This is a genomic window from Zwartia panacis (assembly GCF_030410395.1).
In the GTDB taxonomy this organism is placed as follows: domain Bacteria; phylum Pseudomonadota; class Gammaproteobacteria; order Burkholderiales; family Burkholderiaceae_B; genus Zwartia; species Zwartia panacis.
This window is the reverse complement of the sequence record NZ_JAUHHF010000003.1, coordinates 438,164-454,290: the sequence shown is the minus strand read 5'-3', so window position 1 is coordinate 454,290 and position 16,127 is coordinate 438,164. Positions and strand designations below refer to the sequence as shown.

The following is a 16,127-nucleotide window of genomic DNA, read 5'->3' as shown; positions in this document are numbered from 1 at the left end:
ACCCTGTCAGGTCACAAGCCGGCAGGGTTTTTTTGCGCCAGCTCATAGAGCCCGGCTAATCTGAAAAGACGATCCCGACGCAACATCCCTAACATGGGCTCGGGCTGACGTCTGCCTGTAGAGACGAGCTCGCCGACAGTGGACTCAAGTGCCTCATTGATCATACGTCGGTGAGTGGGCCACCATTGAGACAGCAAACGATCCGGATCAATGAGCCCCAGCTGCTGGCGTCTGAGTTCCGAGCGACTGAAGTCCTTGATATTCCAAGTCAATATGCTGACTGGATTCGCTTGAGTGCTGGCGACTGCCGCGATACCGGTTGCCGCGACATGTTTATCTTTACGGTCGGTGTGTTTGAGTACCGTTTCAAAAGGCGTGACATCACCCATATTGGCGGCAGGAAATTGTTCCTGCATGATTTGCCATTCACACTTTAATAGCTCTGGATCGATCGTCCAAAGCCGTGCGGCGTTACGTTGCCATTCTTGACCAATCTTGTCTGTCCAGAGGGGCTGAAAAAGGCCGTCATGCGCAAGATTGAGCAAAAGCGGCCGAAGTAAGCCCGACATCATGATGCAGGCGTCCAGAACAAGGGCAGGGCGTTGGGCTTCGGTCATGCATGAATTAAATCACGACATCGCAATCTCTACATCGCATTCACGACAGCGCATTCATGAAAGCGCATTCATGAAAGCGCATGTTTAGCGGCTCGAATAATTGTTTGCGCATCCACTCCAAAAAAAGCCCTAAGGGTCGCGCGCGTATCACTGCGCCCAAAACCATCGGTGCCCAATGTCATAAAGCGACGACTTGAAGGAATATAGGCGCGTACCGTTTCAGGAACCGCGCGGACATAATCCGTGGCGGCAATGATCGGTCCTTGGCTCTTGCCGAGTTGCTGATAGATAAATGGCACGCCAGGCTCTGTTGCGCCAGCCAGAGCAGCTTGCTCGCAAGCCAGTCCGTCACGGGCCAGCTCGCTCCAGCTTGTGACGCTGTAGACCGAGGTTGTGATGCCTTGGGCGCAGAGTTCTTGAGCGGCCTTGATGACCTCAGTCAAAATCGCACCCGAGCCTAATAAAGTCACTTGCGAGATTTCGTTTTGAGCTTGATAGACGTTAAACAGGTAGGTCCCGCGGATAATGTCATCTCGAATACCTTCGGGCAAGTTTGGCTGTGCGTAGTTTTCGTTCATGAGCGTGACGTAATAAAACACGTCCTTTTGCTCAACCATCATTTCCCGCACACCCTGATCGATGATCACCGCCATCTCTCCAGCGAAAGCGGGATCGTAGGCTTTGCAATTGGGAATAGTGGCCGCATGTAAATGGCTTGTCCCGTCCTGGTGCTGCAGACCCTCGCCACCCAGTGTGGTGCGCCCGGAGGTCGCGCCTAAAAGAAAACCGCGGGGGCGTTGATCCGCTGCAGCCCAGATCTGGTCGCCTACCCGCTGGAAGCCAAACATTGAGTAGTAAATGTAAAAGGGCAACATCGCTAAGCCGTGCACGCTGTAGCTCGTCGCAGCGGCGGTCCAGCTAGCAATCGCACCGGCCTCGGAAATGCCCTCTTCGAGAATCTGACCATCCAGAGCCTCGCGGTAGCTCAGAACAGAACCGATGTCTTCTGGCGCGTAGCGTTGACCCACACTCGAATAAATACCCACTTGCTTAAACAGATTCGCCATACCAAACGTCCTCGCCTCGTCCGCCACGATCGGTACGATGCGCGGACCCAGTACGGGATCCTTGAGCAAATTTCCCAACACACGGACAAAGGCCATGGTCGTACTCATTTCCTTGCCGTCAGCCTGCAGTGCGAACTGACTGTATTGGGCAATTTCCGGAACGGCAACGCTGTCACACGTGGTTTCACGTTTGGGCAAGTAGCCACCAAGAGCTTGACGCCGCTTTTGCAGGTACTGCATTTCTGGACTGTCGTCGGCAGGACGATAAAAACTCAGTGAGGTCGCTTGCTCATCGGTCAGGGGCAGATTAAAACGATTGCGAAACTCGATCAGATCGTTGTCATCCAGCTTTTTTTGACTATGCGTGGTCATTTTTCCCTGACCAGCACTGCCCATGCCATAGCCTTTTTTAGTGTGCGCCAAAATCACTGTGGGTTGCCCCTGATGGTTGGCGGCTGCCGCGTAGGCAGCATGGATCTTGACCAGGTCGTGTCCGCCACGCTTGAGACGATCGATCTGATCATCCGTCATGCCCTGCGCAAGGCGAGCAAGCTCTTCGTTTTGTCCAAAGAAAGTGTCGCGATTGAAACGACCATCTTTGGCGGCAAAGGTTTGCATCTGTCCGTCGACCGTGTTGGCGAATGCTCGGGCGAGCGCGCCCGTCAGGTCGCGGGCAAATAAACCGTCCCAGTCACTGCCCCAGACCAGTTTGATGACATTCCAGCCCGCGCCTGTGAACAGTTTTTCCAGTTCATCGATGATGCGTCCATTGCCTCGCACGGGACCGTCCAGACGCTGCAAGTTGCAATTGACCACCCACACTAAATTATCCAGCCCCTCGCGTGCAGCCAGAGTCAGGGCGCTCATGGACTCGGGTTCGTCCATTTCTCCATCTCCGAACACGCCCCAAACTTTGCGTCCATCACAATTCAGCAAATTGCGATGCGTGAGGTAACGCATAAAGCGCGCGTGATAAATGGAGCTGATTGGACCGATACCCATCGAGCCAGTTGGAAATTGCCAGAAATCGGGCATCAGCCAAGGGTGCGGGTAGCTTGAGAGGCCTTGAGCCCCATTGTCGATTGCCTGGATTTCTTGACGGTAGTGCAGCAAGTCCCGCTCTTGAAGTCTGCCTTCGAGATAGGCCCGCGCGTAGACACCGGGTGCACTGTGAGGCTGGAAAAACACGAGATCCCCGCGATGTTGCCCAGGACCTGTGCCCCGGCGTGCCTCGAAAAAGTGATTAAAACCGGTCTCGAATAAATCTGCTGCACTGGCGTAGCTCGCGATATGACCACCCAGCTCTCCATAGGCTTGATTGGCCCTGATCACCATGGCCAGCGCGTTCCAGCGCATGATCGAGGCCAGGCGCTCTTCGATCGCCAAATCCCCGGGAAAGACAGGTTGCTGCTCGACAGAGATGGTGTTGACGTAGGGTGTACTGAGTTCGGGCCGCCAACCTACTTGTGCGGTGTGCGCGGTGCGAACAAGTTCATCGAGTAAAAACTTGGCACGTTCGGGACCTTCGTTTTGCAGCACGGCTAGCAGCGCTTGTTTCCACTCTTGCGTTTCCTGGGTATCGCTGTCAATGGAAGCATTGAACCAGGAGGAAAGTCGGGGATCGATGGCAGCGTTCATAGTGTGTGCGAGTTTTGATTGAACAAAGAATAATCGTCATTCTAGGTACTTATTCGCAGCAGTTGATACCTAAATGAATAGTAAAAATGATAAATTGAAGCATTAAATTCTGAATTTTTATAAAAAACAGCATAATGAAACTAGATGCGATAGATTTGAAAATATTGTCAGAACTCCAGGCCGATGGAGCCCTTTCCAATATCGAGTTGGCACGCAGGGTTCATTTAAGTCCTTCACCCTGCCTGACCCGAGTGCGGGCACTTGAGTCGGCGGGTGTGATCGATCGATATGTCGCACTGGCCAACGCGGCGGCGCTTGGTTTAGGGCTGAACGTCTTTATCAATATCAGCCTGAAAAGCCAAAGCAAGGAAGCCCTCGCGCATTTCGAGCAGCGCATTAGCGAACACGACGAAGTCATGGAGTGTTATCTCATGACGGGTGACAGTGATTACCTGATTCGTGTGGCTGTCGCCGACATCGCGGCATTGGAAAAATTTATCCTGGAGCAACTGACTCCGATCCCCGGAATTGAAAAAATCCGCTCCAGTTTTGCGCTCAAGCAGGTGCGATACAAAACAGCTTTACCGCTCCCGATAAAAACGGACGTATAGTGTCGATTCTCTACAATAACGCTTCGTTACAAAAACTGTTCAAAGGATTCGCGAGACATGAGTGAAGTCTTTTCTCCCACACCAGCCTGGCAAGAACAAATATTCAAAGTTCTCAAAGAAGGCGGCATTCAACAAGTGTCTTATGTGCCTGACGCCGGTCATGCGCACGTGATTCGTCGTGTCAATGAAGACCCCGACATGCGCGGCATTGTGTTGACCACCGAAGAAGAGGGCGTTGCCGTAGCCTCTGGAGCCTGGTTGGGCGGACAGCGCCACGCGCTGTTGATGCAGAGCAGTGGTGTGGGTAATTGCATCAATATGATGTCTCTCCTGCAGAGCTGCCGTTTCCCGTTTTTGACACTGGTCACGATGCGTGGCGAGTATGCGGAGTTCAATCCCTGGCAGGTGCCTATGAGCAAGGCTACACAGGCTTCGATGGAGTTGATGGGCATCAAGGTTTATCGCGCTGAGCGTGCAGACGAGGTTGAGGATATCGTCGGAGCCGCCCTGGATTTCGCTTTTGAGGGTGGAGAGCCCGTTGCCGTGTTGTTGTCACAGCGCCTGATCGGTCGCAAAAAGTGGCTGCGTAACTAATTCACCAGATAGGAATTTCAATGAGTCAAGTTCAGTCTTCCAGCAGCGTCATTGATCGTCGCGAGTTTGTCAGTGCTCTGATCGCCAAGTGTCCGGAGTCTCTGATCGTCACGGGTTTGGGTTCGGCCACCTATGACGTATTCGCAGCAGGTGATCGCGATAAAAACTTTTATCTTTGGGGTGCCATGGGTGGTGCCGCCGCCATGGGCCTGGGCCTTGCTTTAGCCCAGCCTGACAAGTCCGTTTTGGTCATCACTGGTGATGGCGAGCAATTGATGGGTATCGGTTCTTTGGCCACGATTAGTGCTCAAAAACCTGCCAACCTCACCATCGTCGTGCTGGATAACGGCCATTTTGGTGAAACAGGTATGCAGTACAGCCACTCAAGCCTCGGAACAGACATGTCTGCCGTAGCCAAGGCCTGCGGGATTGTTAACTCGTATCAGGTCAAGGACATGGCGGGCCTTAAACAGGTCGAGCAAAACGTCAACGCCCGTCAAGGTCTGACATTTGCACAGATTCTGGTCAAAGCCGATGATCTGCCACGCGCCTTGCCCTCGCGCGATGGTGTGTTCGTCAAGAACCGCTTCCGTGCTGCTTTGGGTCTCGCACCATTTTAAGTATTGGATTTTTTGGCTGGGTAAAGGTGGCACGCCACATCTCCTTGCGCATCGCGCAGCAGATGTGGATGCTCCACAGAACACTCAGGCCGGCGTTGCTGACAGCGCGGGTGAAATGAACATCCGGTTGGCGGGTGCAAAGGGTCAGGAAAAGACAGACCCAAACCCATATCAGGGATACCGAGCCCGGGTTCGGGTGTGAGCACCGAGGCCAGCAGCGCCTGTGTGTAGGGATGACGGGGGTGTTTGAACAGATCGGCAGTTTTGGTGAGTTCGACGACGCGTCCCAGATACATCACGGCAACTTGAGTCGCGATATGTTCGACCACAGCCAGGTTATGGCTGATAAACACATAGGTCAGATTGAATTCTTTGCGCAAGTCGAGCAGTAAATTCAAAATCTGCGCTTGAACCGAAACATCCAGCGCAGAGGTCGGTTCGTCACAGATCACAATTTCAGGATTAATCACCAATGCGCGTGCAATCGCGACGCGCTGGCGCTGACCACCTGAAAGTTGTCCGGGCGTATTGTCCGCATAACGAGCAGGCAAGCCCACACGTTCCAGCATTTCAACCGCTTTTTTGCGGCGCTCGCTATTCGTGCCTACACCCAGTACGTCGAGCGGAAAAGACACGATAGAGGAGATTGTGCGTCGGGGATTCAGAGAGGAGTAGGGATCCTGAAAAATAGGCTGGACGCGGCGCGCGAGATCGCGGCGATCGATCTTGCTGATATCCTGACCGTCGATCAGGACGCTTCCGCGTGAAGGAGGTGTTAAACCGAGCAGCATCCGTGCGAGTGTCGACTTGCCGCAGCCTGACTCACCCACGATACCCAGCACGTCCTTGCGTTGAACGGACAGATCGACGCCATTGACGGCATGCAGAGTCTGACGGGGTTTAAACATGCCCGCACTGACTGAGAACGTGCGTTGCAAGTCTTTTGTTTCAATCAGCGCAGTCATTGGCCTGCTCCGCTTGGGTTCATTTCATTCATCACGCAGCGCCATTGTTGGCCTTGATGAGTCTTGTGCAGGGGGATTGTTTCGCTGCAACGCGCCTGTGCGTGTGCGCAACGATCCTTGAAGGCGCAGCCTTTCATCTCGCCGATCAGTGAAGGCACCACACCGGGGATGGTGCCGAGCTTGCCACCTGGGATGGTTTTGCCCGGAATCGGGATACAGCTAATCAAACCACGGGTGTAGGGGTGTTGAGGTGCGGCGAAAATATCTGCAGCCGCACCCTCTTCAACAATTTGCCCTGCATACATCACTGCCACGCGATCAGCAATGCGGGCAACAACGCCCAGATCGTGGGTAATGAGCACCATGGCAATGCCAAGCTCATCCTGGAGATCTGCCAACAGTCGCAAAATTTGCGCCTGAATCGTGACGTCCAGCGCGGTGCTGGGTTCATCCGCAATCAAAAGCTCGGGGCCGCACATGAGGGCCATTGCAATCATGACGCGTTGACGCAGACCACCGGAGAGTTGGTGCGGGTATTGCCCGAGTCGTTCGGCTGCCGAGGCAATGCCGACTTTTTCAAGTAGCTCGACAGCACGCAGGCGGGCTTCTTCGGCCGAGGCTTTGCGGTGGTGACGGTAATGCTCGGTCAACTGATCGCCGATCGTATAGGCCGGATTCAGGGCGGTCATGGGTTCCTGAAAAATCATGGCCATGCGATTGCCGCGTAAATCATTGATGCGACTATTGGTGGCGCGCGTCAGATCCTCGCCCAGAAACTCAAACACACGGCTGTTGCGCTTGGCTGTTTTGGGTAACAAACCCATCATGGACAGGGATGTGATGGACTTGCCACACCCGGATTCGCCCACAATACAAAGCGTTTCACCACGTTTAACCTGGAGAGAAATATCCCGCACCACGTGTAGTGTTCCACGCGGTGTGGCGATATCCACGGTCAAACCTTTTACATCCAGAACAATTTCGTCAGTCACCATGATTAAGCTCTCTCGCCTGGTGTCAGGAGCTGATGGAGACCATCACCCGCCAGGTTGATCGCGAAAATCAATAAAGCCAGTGCTGTACCTGGAATCGCAATCAGCCAAAATGAAAAGAACATGTAGGATTTCGCCTCTGAAATCATCAGGCCCCAGGAGGGCAGAGGAGGCTGAACACCGAGCCCGAGGAAAGAGAGCGCCGCCTCGAGCAAAATCGCACTGGCTGCTTCGAGAGTCGCAATCACAATCAAGTGCGGCAAGACGTTGGGGAGAACTTCGGTCAGCATAATCCGCAAGGTCGAAGCCCCGGCGGATTGCGCGGCTGAAACGTACTCCATGGAACGCACTTGCTGCGTCGCACTTCGCATCACAACTGCGAAACGATCCCATTTCAAGAGACCCAGCACCATGATGACGATCCATAAGGAGCTGCCAACAAGTGCGACCGTGGCCAGCGCAACCAGGATCACTGGCATCGACAGACGGGTGGTCACCATAAACGACACAATCATGTCGATTCGGCCGCCAAAATAACCTGCGAGCATCCCCATCGTCGTGCCGATCAAACCGGATATCACCGCAACACTCAAGCCGATCAGCAGCGAAATCCGTGCGCCGTAAAGCAAGCGTGACAAATAGTCTCGGCCCAGCTGATCCGTGCCCAACGGATGGACCCAGGTACCTTTTTCATACCAGACTGGCGGAACGGTCCGGTTGGTCAAGTCTTGAAAGTAAGGATCGTGAGGCGATAGCCATGGCGCAAAAATCGCACAGAAAATAATGAACAGGAGCAGGCCGCAGCCCACATAGAGTGCCTTGTTATTTTTCATATCATGCAACCCGAATGCGAGGATCAAGCCATGCGTTGGCAATGTCAGAAGCTAAAGTCAGCAAGATATAAATCACTGACAAGAGCAACACGATCACTTGCGTGACGGGGAAGTCTTTGTGGGTGATGCTTTGATAGGCCAGATATCCCAAGCCATCAAGCGCGAAAATCGTTTCGATCACAACCGAGCCGCCAAGCAGGAAACCGAGTTGAACAGCGGCGAGGGCGACAACAGGAACGATCGCGTTGCGAAGCGCATGCTTGAAAATGACAGTTCGGGTGGGCAGGCCTTTGGCTCGGGCAGTACGGATATAGTCTGCGCTCAAGACTTCGATCATGCCTGCGCGGATCAGCCTCATGAATGCCGGCGCAGCGTAGTAGCCAAGGGTAATGGCAGGCATGACAAAATGTTCCCAGGTGCCGCTCCCTGATACCGGCAATATCCTCCAAGTGATGGAGAACAGCATGATTAGGATCAGGGCGAAAAAGAAGTTAGGCATCGCCTGACCGACGACAGCAACAGCGAGGCAGAGGCGATCGATCCAGCTATTTTTGTAAATCGCGGCGAGTACTCCGAGAGGTACTGAAATGATGAGCGCAAATACAAGCGCGTAAATCGCGAGGAGTAACGTCGTTTCAAGCTTGGTAAAAATAAGCTTGCCAACGTCTGTTTTGAAATAAATGGATTGACCCAGATCACCCTGAACGATTTTGAGTAACCAATCACCAAACTGCACGATGATGGGACGATCAAAACCGTAGGTTTTACGGACCATGTCGATGTCGGCCTGGCGGGCGCCTTCGCCCGCAATCGCCAACGCTGGGTCACCCGAAAGGTAAAGCAGCATGTAGGCAAGAATTGAAACAGTCAGCGCGACCAGAACAGCAAGCCCTAAGCGCTTAGAAATATATGCCAGCATGATGCCTTACCTGTGTTGCAAACAAAAACAAACTAGAAACGTAAAAATTACTTCCAGCCCATTTCCCAGAAACGAACCAGTTCATCATGGTAAGGCTTGAATTTTACGTCTTTGCTGGCGACGTAATAAACAGGCAATGACCAAAGGGGAACTGCGTAAGCTTGCTCACCGATAATGGCAAGCGCCTTTTGGTAAAGTTCCTGACGCTTTTTCAGATCGACCGAATTATCGCCTTCGTTCAAGAGCTTGATGACCTCTGGGTTACGGCTCACGTCGTCACTGCCACCACCAAAGTAGACTGGTGTCGAGGCGGACAAGTCGTTGACCAGATTAGATCCCCATGTTTGATGAGTCAGGGATGTCTTGTTGGCTCGAGCCAGATCTCGCATCGCAGCGTACTGCATGAAGCTGAGTTTTGCTTTGATGCCGACGGCATTGAGGTAGTTGATGATCGCCTCAGTTTGCTGACGCTCGCGATAGGCCATGATGTCCACTTCAAAACCATTGGGATAACCCGCTTCGGCCAATAGTTTCTTGGCGAGAGCTGGATCATACTTGTAGGTCGGAACGCCCTCGCTCGTGCAGCCAACCTGAGAGGGTGTGCAGATCGAGTTGATGAGCTGACCGCCGCCCACGATATTTTTCAAAATCGCTTCCCGGTCGATCGCATGCGCAATAGCACGACGCACCCGGATGTCGTTGAGTTGAGGCGCCGGTGTGCCCTCGCGCGTGTTCATTTGCAGGAACACGATCCGCATGGTGTCACCACTTTCAACCTGCAAGTGTGGCAAGGCTTTGAGCTTTTCGGCCTGGTCCTTGGGAACGTGCATGATGAAATCTTCACCGCCGGACATCACTTCTGCCATCTGGGTCTGGCGGTCGGGGATAAAGCGAATACGCACCTTTCCAATGGTGGGCTGGGCCTTGGGGGAGTCCTTGAAGTAGTCCTTGTTACGCTCGAGCGTCAGGGATTTGCCGGGGATGTGCTCAACGACTTTGTATGGACCTGAGCCAACAGGCTTGAGGTTCATACCCGTTGGACCAACTTCCTGGTAATACTTCGCGGGATGAATGGCGACAGTAGTCGATAAATAGTCGATGGCTGCTGGGAAAGGTTGTTTCATCACGATACGCACTTTGTACTTATCGAGCTTTTCGGCCTTTTCAATCCAACGTACGTTAGCCTGGGTCACAGCCTTATTCGCTGGGTTGGATACGTAATTCAGTGTGTAGACGACCGAATCTGCGTCAAACTCTTCGCCATTGTGGAATTTGATGCCCTCGCGGAGGTCAAATTCAAGCGTTCGGTCATCGACTTGTTTCCAGCTCTTGGCGAGCTGGCCTTTGTATTCGTTTGTGTTGGGGTCGCGATAAACAAGGGTGTCCCAGACGTTGGCAGCAATGATCACGCCGATCCGGACGTTATTAAAGTAGGGATCGATATTTTCGGGCGTCTGGTCGTAGGCCATGCCCAGCGTGTCGTTCTTTTTTCCGGCATTGGCAGGCAAGGTGAAGGTGAGGCTGGCAGCAAGCGCGCAAGCGAATACACCCGCACGAAGACTAAATTTAGCCAAGGGGGCTTTAAAGAAGGTGCTCGAGTGGTTCATAGTGTTCCTCAAGATCGGTTTGTACGACAGCTAGCAGAATCTTTTAACAGGTAAAGCGTCATCGAGGCAACTGATCGCAAATTAGTACTTACGCTCGGTTTCTAGATCTGTACGCAATTACTGTGCCAAAATTGGCAATTGACAATCAATTCGTCAAAACTTTAGAAACCGATCCTTCATTTAGATTTCAATTTCTTTAAGGTGATGTATGCAGAACCCCGCACTCGAACAGGCTGTCCAGTTTGCGATTGATCATGAAAGCACCTGGGACCGCGATTGCACAAGCAGCAACTGGGGTGTGCATCACGGAGACCCGGCTCCTTACAACAAACTTTACGGTCCTGTGCACTCTCGTGGACCCAATTCGGGCACTATTTTGTTGCGCGGGAAAACCCTGACGTCCTGGGGAGAGCCCAAGCGCGCGGATCTGACTTTCAGTGTGGCCAAGACGTATCTCGCCTTGTTGGCGGGCGTTGCTTTTGATCGCGGTCTGATCACAGATGTGAACGAACCGATTGGTAGGAAACTGAAGGGAATCGGTTTCGACGAAGGCAATAATGCGCTGGTGACGTGGGAACAAATGCTGCAGCAGACCAGCGAATGGGAAGGCACGTTATTTGGTTTGCCCGATCAGGTGGATCGCTATCGGGCCGTGACCTTCGCCAAAGCGCCCGATGGCGTCAAAGGCGATGCCCGTCCCCTGCAGCCGGCTGGCACGTACTGGGAATACAACGACGTTCGTATCAATCAGTTGTCTCTCGCTCTGCTGCACTTGTTTCAGCGCCCATTGCCAGAGGTCTTTCGCGAGGCGATTACACGGCCCGTTGGCGCATCAGAAAACTGGAACTGGGTTGGTTATGACGATGCTTGGGTTGAGGTGGCGGGAAAACGCGTGCAGTCCGTACCTGGGGGAACACACTGGGGAGGCGGCATGTCAATTAGTAGTGAAGATCAGGCATTGATTGGTCAAATGATGTTGGACAAGGGGATGGCCAATGGCAAGCGTGTCTTGTCGGAGGAGTGGATCAAGCGTATGCAGGTTCCCTGCAAGCTTGCGCCGTTCTACGGTTACCTCGTCTGGCTCAATGACCAGCAAAAGGTATTTCCAAGTGTGCCGGCCTCAAGCTATTTTGCGGTAGGTGCGGGGAGTTCTTTTACCTGGATTGAACCTGAACTCAACATGGTTGTGATCATCCGTTGGTTGAATTCGGCCCATGCGGATGCTGTATTTGGAAAGATTTACCAAGCCGTCAAGGCGATGGCCTAGTAATCTCTGATATGTGGACAAAATAAATTGTCTGATTTTTTAACCCTGACACGGGAAACATGATGCAAAAAGATAAAACGCGTAAATTCTCACTGTCCGCCGCAACAGCCGCGCTGGCGTTGACTGTGGCCGCTGGTGGTGTGATGGTCGGTGCGACACTGCCTCTACCTGTTCATGCTCAAACGAGTGGACAGTCAGCCAATCTGACAATGCCTCAACTCGAGTCCCTCGTGTCATCGATCGCTTTGTATCCGGACTCGTTGTTGTCACAAATGCTGATGGCCTCGACCTATCCCCTCGAGGTTGCAGAGGCTGCAAACTGGTTGCGTAGTAATTCGCATCTAAAAGGCGATGCGCTTCAAAATGCGCTCAAACCGCAGACTTGGGATAATAGTGTGAAGTCCCTGGTGACGTTTCCCGATGCCCTAAACATGCTGGGTAATCAGTTGAGCTGGACACAAAAGCTGGGTGACGCCTATCTGGCTCAGCCCAAGGATGTGATGCAGGCGATTCAGGCGTTACGTGCCAAGGCCAGACAGGCGGGCAATCTGAGATCGAATGAGCAAGTGTCGGTCTCAAGCGATGCGCAATCAAACATCATCATCGTTCCCTCCAATCCTCAGGTGGTGTACGTTCCCACATACAACCCAATGATGGTGTACGGTGCCTGGCCTTATGCCGCCTATCCACCATATCCGGTCTACAACCCTGCCTGGGGCTTGATGAGCTTCGGGATCGGTATGGCTGTCGGCGCGGCGCTCTGGTCCACGCCGCACTGGGGATCGGGGTCCATCACGATCAACAACAACACCTTTAATAATTTCAACAATCGTTTTAACTCCGGTTCGAACCTCAGATCCGATTACCTGGGTAACAACAGCAGCTGGACGCATAACCCCGCGCACCGTGATGGCGTTCCCTATGGAAATTCTGCTTTGAACAACCGTTATGGCGAAGGTAACCGAAGCGAGATTACGAGAAACGATATCGCTCGCCAACAAAATGCCGTGAATGACTGGAGAAATAATGCCTCTCCAGAGGATAAACAACGTGCTGATCAAGCTCGCCAGAATGCCCAAAATGCGTTTAATCGCAATGCGACGCCTCAGGAGCGCAGCCAGGCTAGCCAGCTGAATCAACAGGCGCGCAGTGACTGGTCACAAGACCGTGCGAGCCCCAATCGAACCCGCGAGGCCTATCAGGAAAATCAGCTAGGTCGCGAGGGTCGTAGCGACTTTAATGCAGATCGTTTTGGCGGTGACCGCTTCGGTGGTGGCGATCGTTTTGGAGGTGGTCGTAGCTTTGGCGGGGGTCATTTTGGCGGTGGATTTAGGCGCTAAACAGTCCTGACAGGCCAGCCTCATTATTTTTTGGAAACAGCCATGATTAAAAAATTACTTGTTACTGCGATGTTTGCGACCCTGCCATTGGTCTCTGGCGCACAAAATGTTCCTCAGTCAGATGTATCACTCGGTGCCATGATCAATCTTTGCCAGAGTCGAACCGACCTTGAGGCTCAAACCTTTTGTTATGGTTTTGGCGAGGGTGTATATCAGGGTTCGGAGCTGACAAAGGACCCCAAAGCGCCTAAAACAGTGTGCTTGCCTCCCGGCGGTGTCGCCCGTGACGAGGTGTTGGCAGAGTTCATTCGCTGGGCCATTGCCAACCCTCAATATCATCAGGAAAAGGCCGCAGCCTCGATTTTGCGCTACTTGCCTATCCGCTTTCCTTGCAAGGGCTAAATGACTTTGGCGCTTTTGGATACAATAGCGCCTCATTAGTTGCCCCGATGATGAAATTGGTAGACATAGCAGACTTAAAATCTGCAGCCTAAGGGCGTGCCGGTTCGATTCCGGCTCGGGGCACCATATGCCAAGGGACTGACGCACGTCAGTCCCTTTTTTAATGCAAGAAAACTAATAGAAAGAATCCAAGATCTGTCATAGGATAGGAACTAGTCTTAGTGTCAGTTTGAATAAAAAATACGGAGATTATTGATGAAGCGTTTTTTTATCTGTTTGGTTTTTTGTATCCCAGGTATTGCGCTCATTCCAAGTGCTCTTGCACAAAATTATCCCAATAAATCGATCCGTATGGTGATTCCATTTCCACCCGGTGGCGGGACAGATTTGATCGCCAGAGAGGTGGGTAATGCCGTCAGTAAAAATACTGGCTGGTCCATCGTGCCTGAAAACAAACCTGGTGCCGGTGGTAATTTGGGGGTCGATACCGTTGCGAAGGCCACCCCCGATGGGTATACGATTGGATTGGGGCAGACCAGTAACTTGGCCATTAATCCGACGCTTTACAGCAAGCTACCCTATAAGCCTTTGCAGGATCTGGCGCCGATCGCGCTGGTGGCTTCATCACCTGTCGTGATCGTCGTGCCAGCCAATTCAAAATACAAAACGCTTGCAGACTTGATCAACGATGCCAAGGCGCGTCCTGGCATTGTGAACTCTGCTTCTCCAGGGAATGGTACGGTCGCCCATTTGAGTTCTGAACTCTTGCAACAGGTTGCAAATTTCAAAACACAGCATATTCCTTACAAGGGATTCAATCATGCGTTGAATGATTTGATTGGTGGCCAGGTCGACATGTTTATGTCATCTGTGCCGACCGCGCTTGCTCATATTAGGAGCGGTAAATTGCGCGCACTTGCTGTGACATCTTTGCAGCGTTCTTCTGAGCTGCCGGATGTGCCAACCGTTGCAGAATCCGGCTATCCAAATTTTGAGGCAATTACCTGGTTTGGTTTGGTGGCGCCTGCAGGAACACCAGAAGCAACGATCAAAGCGCTCAATGACCAAGTCAACATTGCACTCAAGTCCCCTGAGTTGAGCAAAAAACTTCAGAGCGAGGGGGCTGTACCAATGGGAGGCACGCCTGAGGAAATGCGCAAGTATCTCGAACAAAACTTGGCGATGTGGGAGAAGGTTGTTAAGTCATCTGGCGCTAAAGTTGATTGATTAACTCATTCATCCTTTGAATGGTTGGGAAGAGTTTGCTTCGTTACAGTCACTAACAATTTTTAATTTTCCTGAGAGAGTTACCGTACCATTCCGAATAGAAATCATTCAAACTCATGTTCATTTTTTGGATGGAAAAACGCGTGTACACACTTGAATTAATCGTAGAGCAAAACGGTAAGTTGATTGAGCGACTTGACCGAAGCATTGATCGTCTGGACAACAGCATGGCGCAGTTAAGCCAAGCCATGTCCGATTTGCGAGTGGATATGATTCAGGGGCAGGCAGCGCTACGACAAGATATTTCTGACGTTCGGGCGGAGCTGAGATCAGAGATCGAACGAAAAACTTTTTGGCTAATGACTGCGCATTACGGAGCATTGCTTGCTTTGCTGGGTTTCCTGGGCAAGCACTTCATTGAAAGCTATTTCAAATAAATACTGCTTTAGACCTTTTTATTTCCACCCGAAGAAATCTCCACAAATATCTCCCGGAATTTAATTACTAGAGCGTTGTTTTTTGCTGATTCTCTGATGATGAAACTGACTGGCATGGGATTTAGATCAGTTGGGAGATCAATAATTCTGATATTGCCCAATTTCACGTGCATGTCTGCGGCACTTTGCGGGATCACACTGCACAAATTAGAGCCCGCAAGCATTGTGAGGCTTTGGAAATAATTGGTGGTCTCGATCACAGGTTCGGGAAGCATCAAGCCGCGCCTTAAAAAAGAGTCTGTTAATTGTTGACGCAGACTCGAGTCTGTTCTTGGTAAGACCCATTCACGTTTGACCAACTCTTCGAACGAGTTTTTTCTTTTTCGCTTTTCTTTTGTTCCCTCGACGATACAGATACTCTCTGAATAAAGCGGAAAGAAAATTAACTCGTCAGTATTGTGCATAGAAGGCATGGATGCACCAGAGAGACGTCCAATGACGCAATCCAGTTTTCCCTCAAATAACTGGAGTAGCAGGTGTTTGGCAGTCCCCTCCTGTATCGAAACTGCTCCGCCACCACTTTCGCGGAAAAGCTCGATTGCGCGCGGCAGGTAAGCAAAGAGTGCCTGCGGGACAACCCCCACTCGGATGACGGGAGATAAGTTTTTGTTCAGCTGTTTGACTTCGTGCACGAGTGCGTCGAACTCATTCAGTATCGTTTCCGCTCGATTGGCCAGAATGGTCGCAACTTCAGTCGGGATGACACCTTGGGTTGTCCGAAGAAAAAGCGTTAATCCAATTTGTTTTTCAAACTCCCTGAGCATGGTGCTTGCAGCGGGCTGACTGATGCTCAAGTGTTTAGCCGCTTTGTGCAGGTTCCCAAATTCAACAAGATGTCGCATCAGGATCAAATGCCTGAATTTGATGTGCGATAGCGAGAGCTCTGGGTGCATGATTTTGATTGGCAATGTTATGAGCAAGTGATAAACAA

16 protein-coding genes and 1 tRNA gene are annotated in these 16,127 nt (G+C 52.0%); 9 read left to right on the top strand and 8 right to left on the bottom strand.

The annotated features are described in order from the left end of the window. Positions 1-11: 11 nt before the first annotated feature. On the bottom strand, positions 12-617 hold the full coding sequence (locus QWY30_RS06960; RefSeq protein WP_290239493.1) for a PIN domain-containing protein: 606 nt from the start codon (positions 615-617) through the stop codon (positions 12-14). A gap of 68 nt (positions 618-685) precedes the next feature. Beyond that, on the bottom strand, positions 686-3,322 hold the full coding sequence (mdeB, locus tag QWY30_RS06955) for an alpha-ketoglutarate dehydrogenase (RefSeq protein ID WP_290239491.1): 2,637 nt from the start codon (positions 3,320-3,322) through the stop codon (positions 686-688). Between the two features lie 134 nt (positions 3,323-3,456). On the opposite strand from mdeB, the gene QWY30_RS06950 reads away from it, so the two are divergent. Genes QWY30_RS06950 through QWY30_RS06940 form a run of 3 tightly spaced genes read left to right on the top strand, consistent with a single transcriptional unit; the run spans position 3,457 to position 5,147 of the window. Further along, the gene (locus QWY30_RS06950) at positions 3,457-3,933 is read left to right on the top strand and encodes an Lrp/AsnC family transcriptional regulator (protein WP_290239490.1); all 477 of its coding nucleotides are present in this window, start codon (positions 3,457-3,459) and stop codon (positions 3,931-3,933) included. A gap of 57 nt (positions 3,934-3,990) precedes the next feature. Next, positions 3,991-4,527, top strand: a complete 537-nt coding sequence (locus tag QWY30_RS06945; protein ID WP_290239488.1) for a thiamine pyrophosphate-binding protein — start codon at positions 3,991-3,993, stop codon at positions 4,525-4,527. 20 nt (positions 4,528-4,547) lie between these two features. Continuing rightward, a complete protein-coding gene (locus QWY30_RS06940) occupies positions 4,548-5,147 on the top strand; it encodes a thiamine pyrophosphate-dependent enzyme (RefSeq protein WP_290239486.1) in 600 nt (199 codons plus the stop codon). Here the strand turns inward: QWY30_RS06940 and QWY30_RS06935 are convergent. The 5 genes from QWY30_RS06935 to QWY30_RS06915 are packed head-to-tail and all read right to left on the bottom strand — an operon-like array spanning position 5,144 to position 10,463. Beyond that, positions 5,144-6,112 carry an ABC transporter ATP-binding protein gene (locus tag QWY30_RS06935; protein WP_290239483.1) on the bottom strand — a complete coding sequence of 323 codons (969 nt, stop codon included), beginning with the start codon at positions 6,110-6,112 and terminating at the stop codon, positions 5,144-5,146. The two genes, QWY30_RS06940 and QWY30_RS06935, sit on opposite strands and share 4 nt — an antisense overlap. Further along, positions 6,109-7,107 carry an ABC transporter ATP-binding protein gene (locus tag QWY30_RS06930; protein ID WP_290239481.1) on the bottom strand — a complete coding sequence of 333 codons (999 nt, stop codon included), beginning with the start codon at positions 7,105-7,107 and terminating at the stop codon, positions 6,109-6,111. The genes QWY30_RS06935 and QWY30_RS06930 overlap by 4 nt, the downstream gene beginning before the upstream one ends. Before the next feature lie 2 nt (positions 7,108-7,109). Beyond that, on the bottom strand, positions 7,110-7,937 hold the full coding sequence (locus QWY30_RS06925) for an ABC transporter permease (RefSeq protein WP_290239479.1): 828 nt from the start codon (positions 7,935-7,937) through the stop codon (positions 7,110-7,112). A gap of 1 nt (position 7,938) precedes the next feature. Next, the gene (locus QWY30_RS06920; RefSeq protein ID WP_290239478.1) at positions 7,939-8,856 is read right to left on the bottom strand and encodes an ABC transporter permease; all 918 of its coding nucleotides are present in this window, start codon (positions 8,854-8,856) and stop codon (positions 7,939-7,941) included. A 47-nt stretch (positions 8,857-8,903) separates the two neighbouring features. Next, entirely contained in the window at positions 8,904-10,463 is a 1,560-nt protein-coding gene (locus QWY30_RS06915) for an ABC transporter substrate-binding protein (protein WP_290239476.1), read from the bottom strand. A 208-nt stretch (positions 10,464-10,671) separates the two neighbouring features. Between QWY30_RS06915 and QWY30_RS06910 the strand changes: the two genes are divergently transcribed. The 6 genes from QWY30_RS06910 to QWY30_RS06885 all read left to right on the top strand — a co-directional run bounded on the left by QWY30_RS06910 (position 10,672) and on the right by QWY30_RS06885 (position 15,136). Further along, the gene (locus tag QWY30_RS06910) at positions 10,672-11,730 is read left to right on the top strand and encodes a serine hydrolase domain-containing protein (RefSeq protein WP_290239474.1); all 1,059 of its coding nucleotides are present in this window, start codon (positions 10,672-10,674) and stop codon (positions 11,728-11,730) included. A 62-nt stretch (positions 11,731-11,792) separates the two neighbouring features. Continuing rightward, positions 11,793-13,070: a DUF3300 domain-containing protein gene (locus tag QWY30_RS06905; protein WP_290239472.1), complete on the top strand. Its 1,278-nt coding sequence runs from the start codon at positions 11,793-11,795 to the stop codon at positions 13,068-13,070. A gap of 42 nt (positions 13,071-13,112) precedes the next feature. Continuing rightward, complete coding sequence (locus tag QWY30_RS06900) at positions 13,113-13,472, top strand: Rap1a/Tai family immunity protein (protein WP_290239469.1); 360 nt, start codon at positions 13,113-13,115, stop codon at positions 13,470-13,472. Between the two features lie 41 nt (positions 13,473-13,513). Continuing rightward, positions 13,514-13,598: transfer RNA gene (locus tag QWY30_RS06895), tRNA-Leu, on the top strand. Positions 13,599-13,727: 129 nt separating this feature from the next. Further along, positions 13,728-14,699 carry a Bug family tripartite tricarboxylate transporter substrate binding protein gene (locus QWY30_RS06890; RefSeq protein ID WP_290239467.1) on the top strand — a complete coding sequence of 324 codons (972 nt, stop codon included), beginning with the start codon at positions 13,728-13,730 and terminating at the stop codon, positions 14,697-14,699. A 143-nt stretch (positions 14,700-14,842) separates the two neighbouring features. After that, positions 14,843-15,136, top strand: a complete 294-nt coding sequence (locus QWY30_RS06885; RefSeq protein ID WP_290239465.1) for a hypothetical protein — start codon at positions 14,843-14,845, stop codon at positions 15,134-15,136. A gap of 8 nt (positions 15,137-15,144) precedes the next feature. On the opposite strand, the gene QWY30_RS06880 is transcribed toward QWY30_RS06885, so the two are convergent. Then, entirely contained in the window at positions 15,145-16,089 is a 945-nt protein-coding gene (locus QWY30_RS06880) for a LysR family transcriptional regulator (protein ID WP_290239463.1), read from the bottom strand. Positions 16,090-16,127: the final 38 nt, after the last annotated feature.

Excerpts from the sequence above, each read along its gene's own strand:
- QWY30_RS06950 (WP_290239490.1), top strand. The coding sequence starts at position 3,457 with ATGAAACTAGATGCGATAGATTTGAAAATATTGTCAGAACTCCAGGCC.
- QWY30_RS06910 (WP_290239474.1), top strand. The coding sequence starts at position 10,672 with ATGCAGAACCCCGCACTCGAACAGGCTGTCCAGTTTGCGATTGATCAT.
- QWY30_RS06945 (WP_290239488.1), top strand. The coding sequence starts at position 3,991 with ATGAGTGAAGTCTTTTCTCCCACACCAGCCTGGCAAGAACAAATATTC.
- QWY30_RS06930 (WP_290239481.1), bottom strand. The coding sequence starts at position 7,107 with ATGGTGACTGACGAAATTGTTCTGGATGTAAAAGGTTTGACCGTGGAT.
- mdeB (WP_290239491.1), bottom strand. The coding sequence starts at position 3,322 with ATGAACGCTGCCATCGATCCCCGACTTTCCTCCTGGTTCAATGCTTCC.
- QWY30_RS06960 (WP_290239493.1), bottom strand. The coding sequence starts at position 617 with ATGACCGAAGCCCAACGCCCTGCCCTTGTTCTGGACGCCTGCATCATG.
- QWY30_RS06880 (WP_290239463.1), bottom strand. The coding sequence starts at position 16,089 with ATGCACCCAGAGCTCTCGCTATCGCACATCAAATTCAGGCATTTGATC.
- QWY30_RS06900 (WP_290239469.1), top strand. The coding sequence starts at position 13,113 with ATGATTAAAAAATTACTTGTTACTGCGATGTTTGCGACCCTGCCATTG.
- QWY30_RS06890 (WP_290239467.1), top strand. The coding sequence starts at position 13,728 with ATGAAGCGTTTTTTTATCTGTTTGGTTTTTTGTATCCCAGGTATTGCG.
- QWY30_RS06915 (WP_290239476.1), bottom strand. The coding sequence starts at position 10,463 with ATGAACCACTCGAGCACCTTCTTTAAAGCCCCCTTGGCTAAATTTAGT.
- QWY30_RS06905 (WP_290239472.1), top strand. The coding sequence starts at position 11,793 with ATGCAAAAAGATAAAACGCGTAAATTCTCACTGTCCGCCGCAACAGCC.
- QWY30_RS06920 (WP_290239478.1), bottom strand. The coding sequence starts at position 8,856 with ATGCTGGCATATATTTCTAAGCGCTTAGGGCTTGCTGTTCTGGTCGCG.
- QWY30_RS06925 (WP_290239479.1), bottom strand. The coding sequence starts at position 7,937 with ATGAAAAATAACAAGGCACTCTATGTGGGCTGCGGCCTGCTCCTGTTC.
- QWY30_RS06935 (WP_290239483.1), bottom strand. The coding sequence starts at position 6,112 with ATGACTGCGCTGATTGAAACAAAAGACTTGCAACGCACGTTCTCAGTC.
- QWY30_RS06940 (WP_290239486.1), top strand. The coding sequence starts at position 4,548 with ATGAGTCAAGTTCAGTCTTCCAGCAGCGTCATTGATCGTCGCGAGTTT.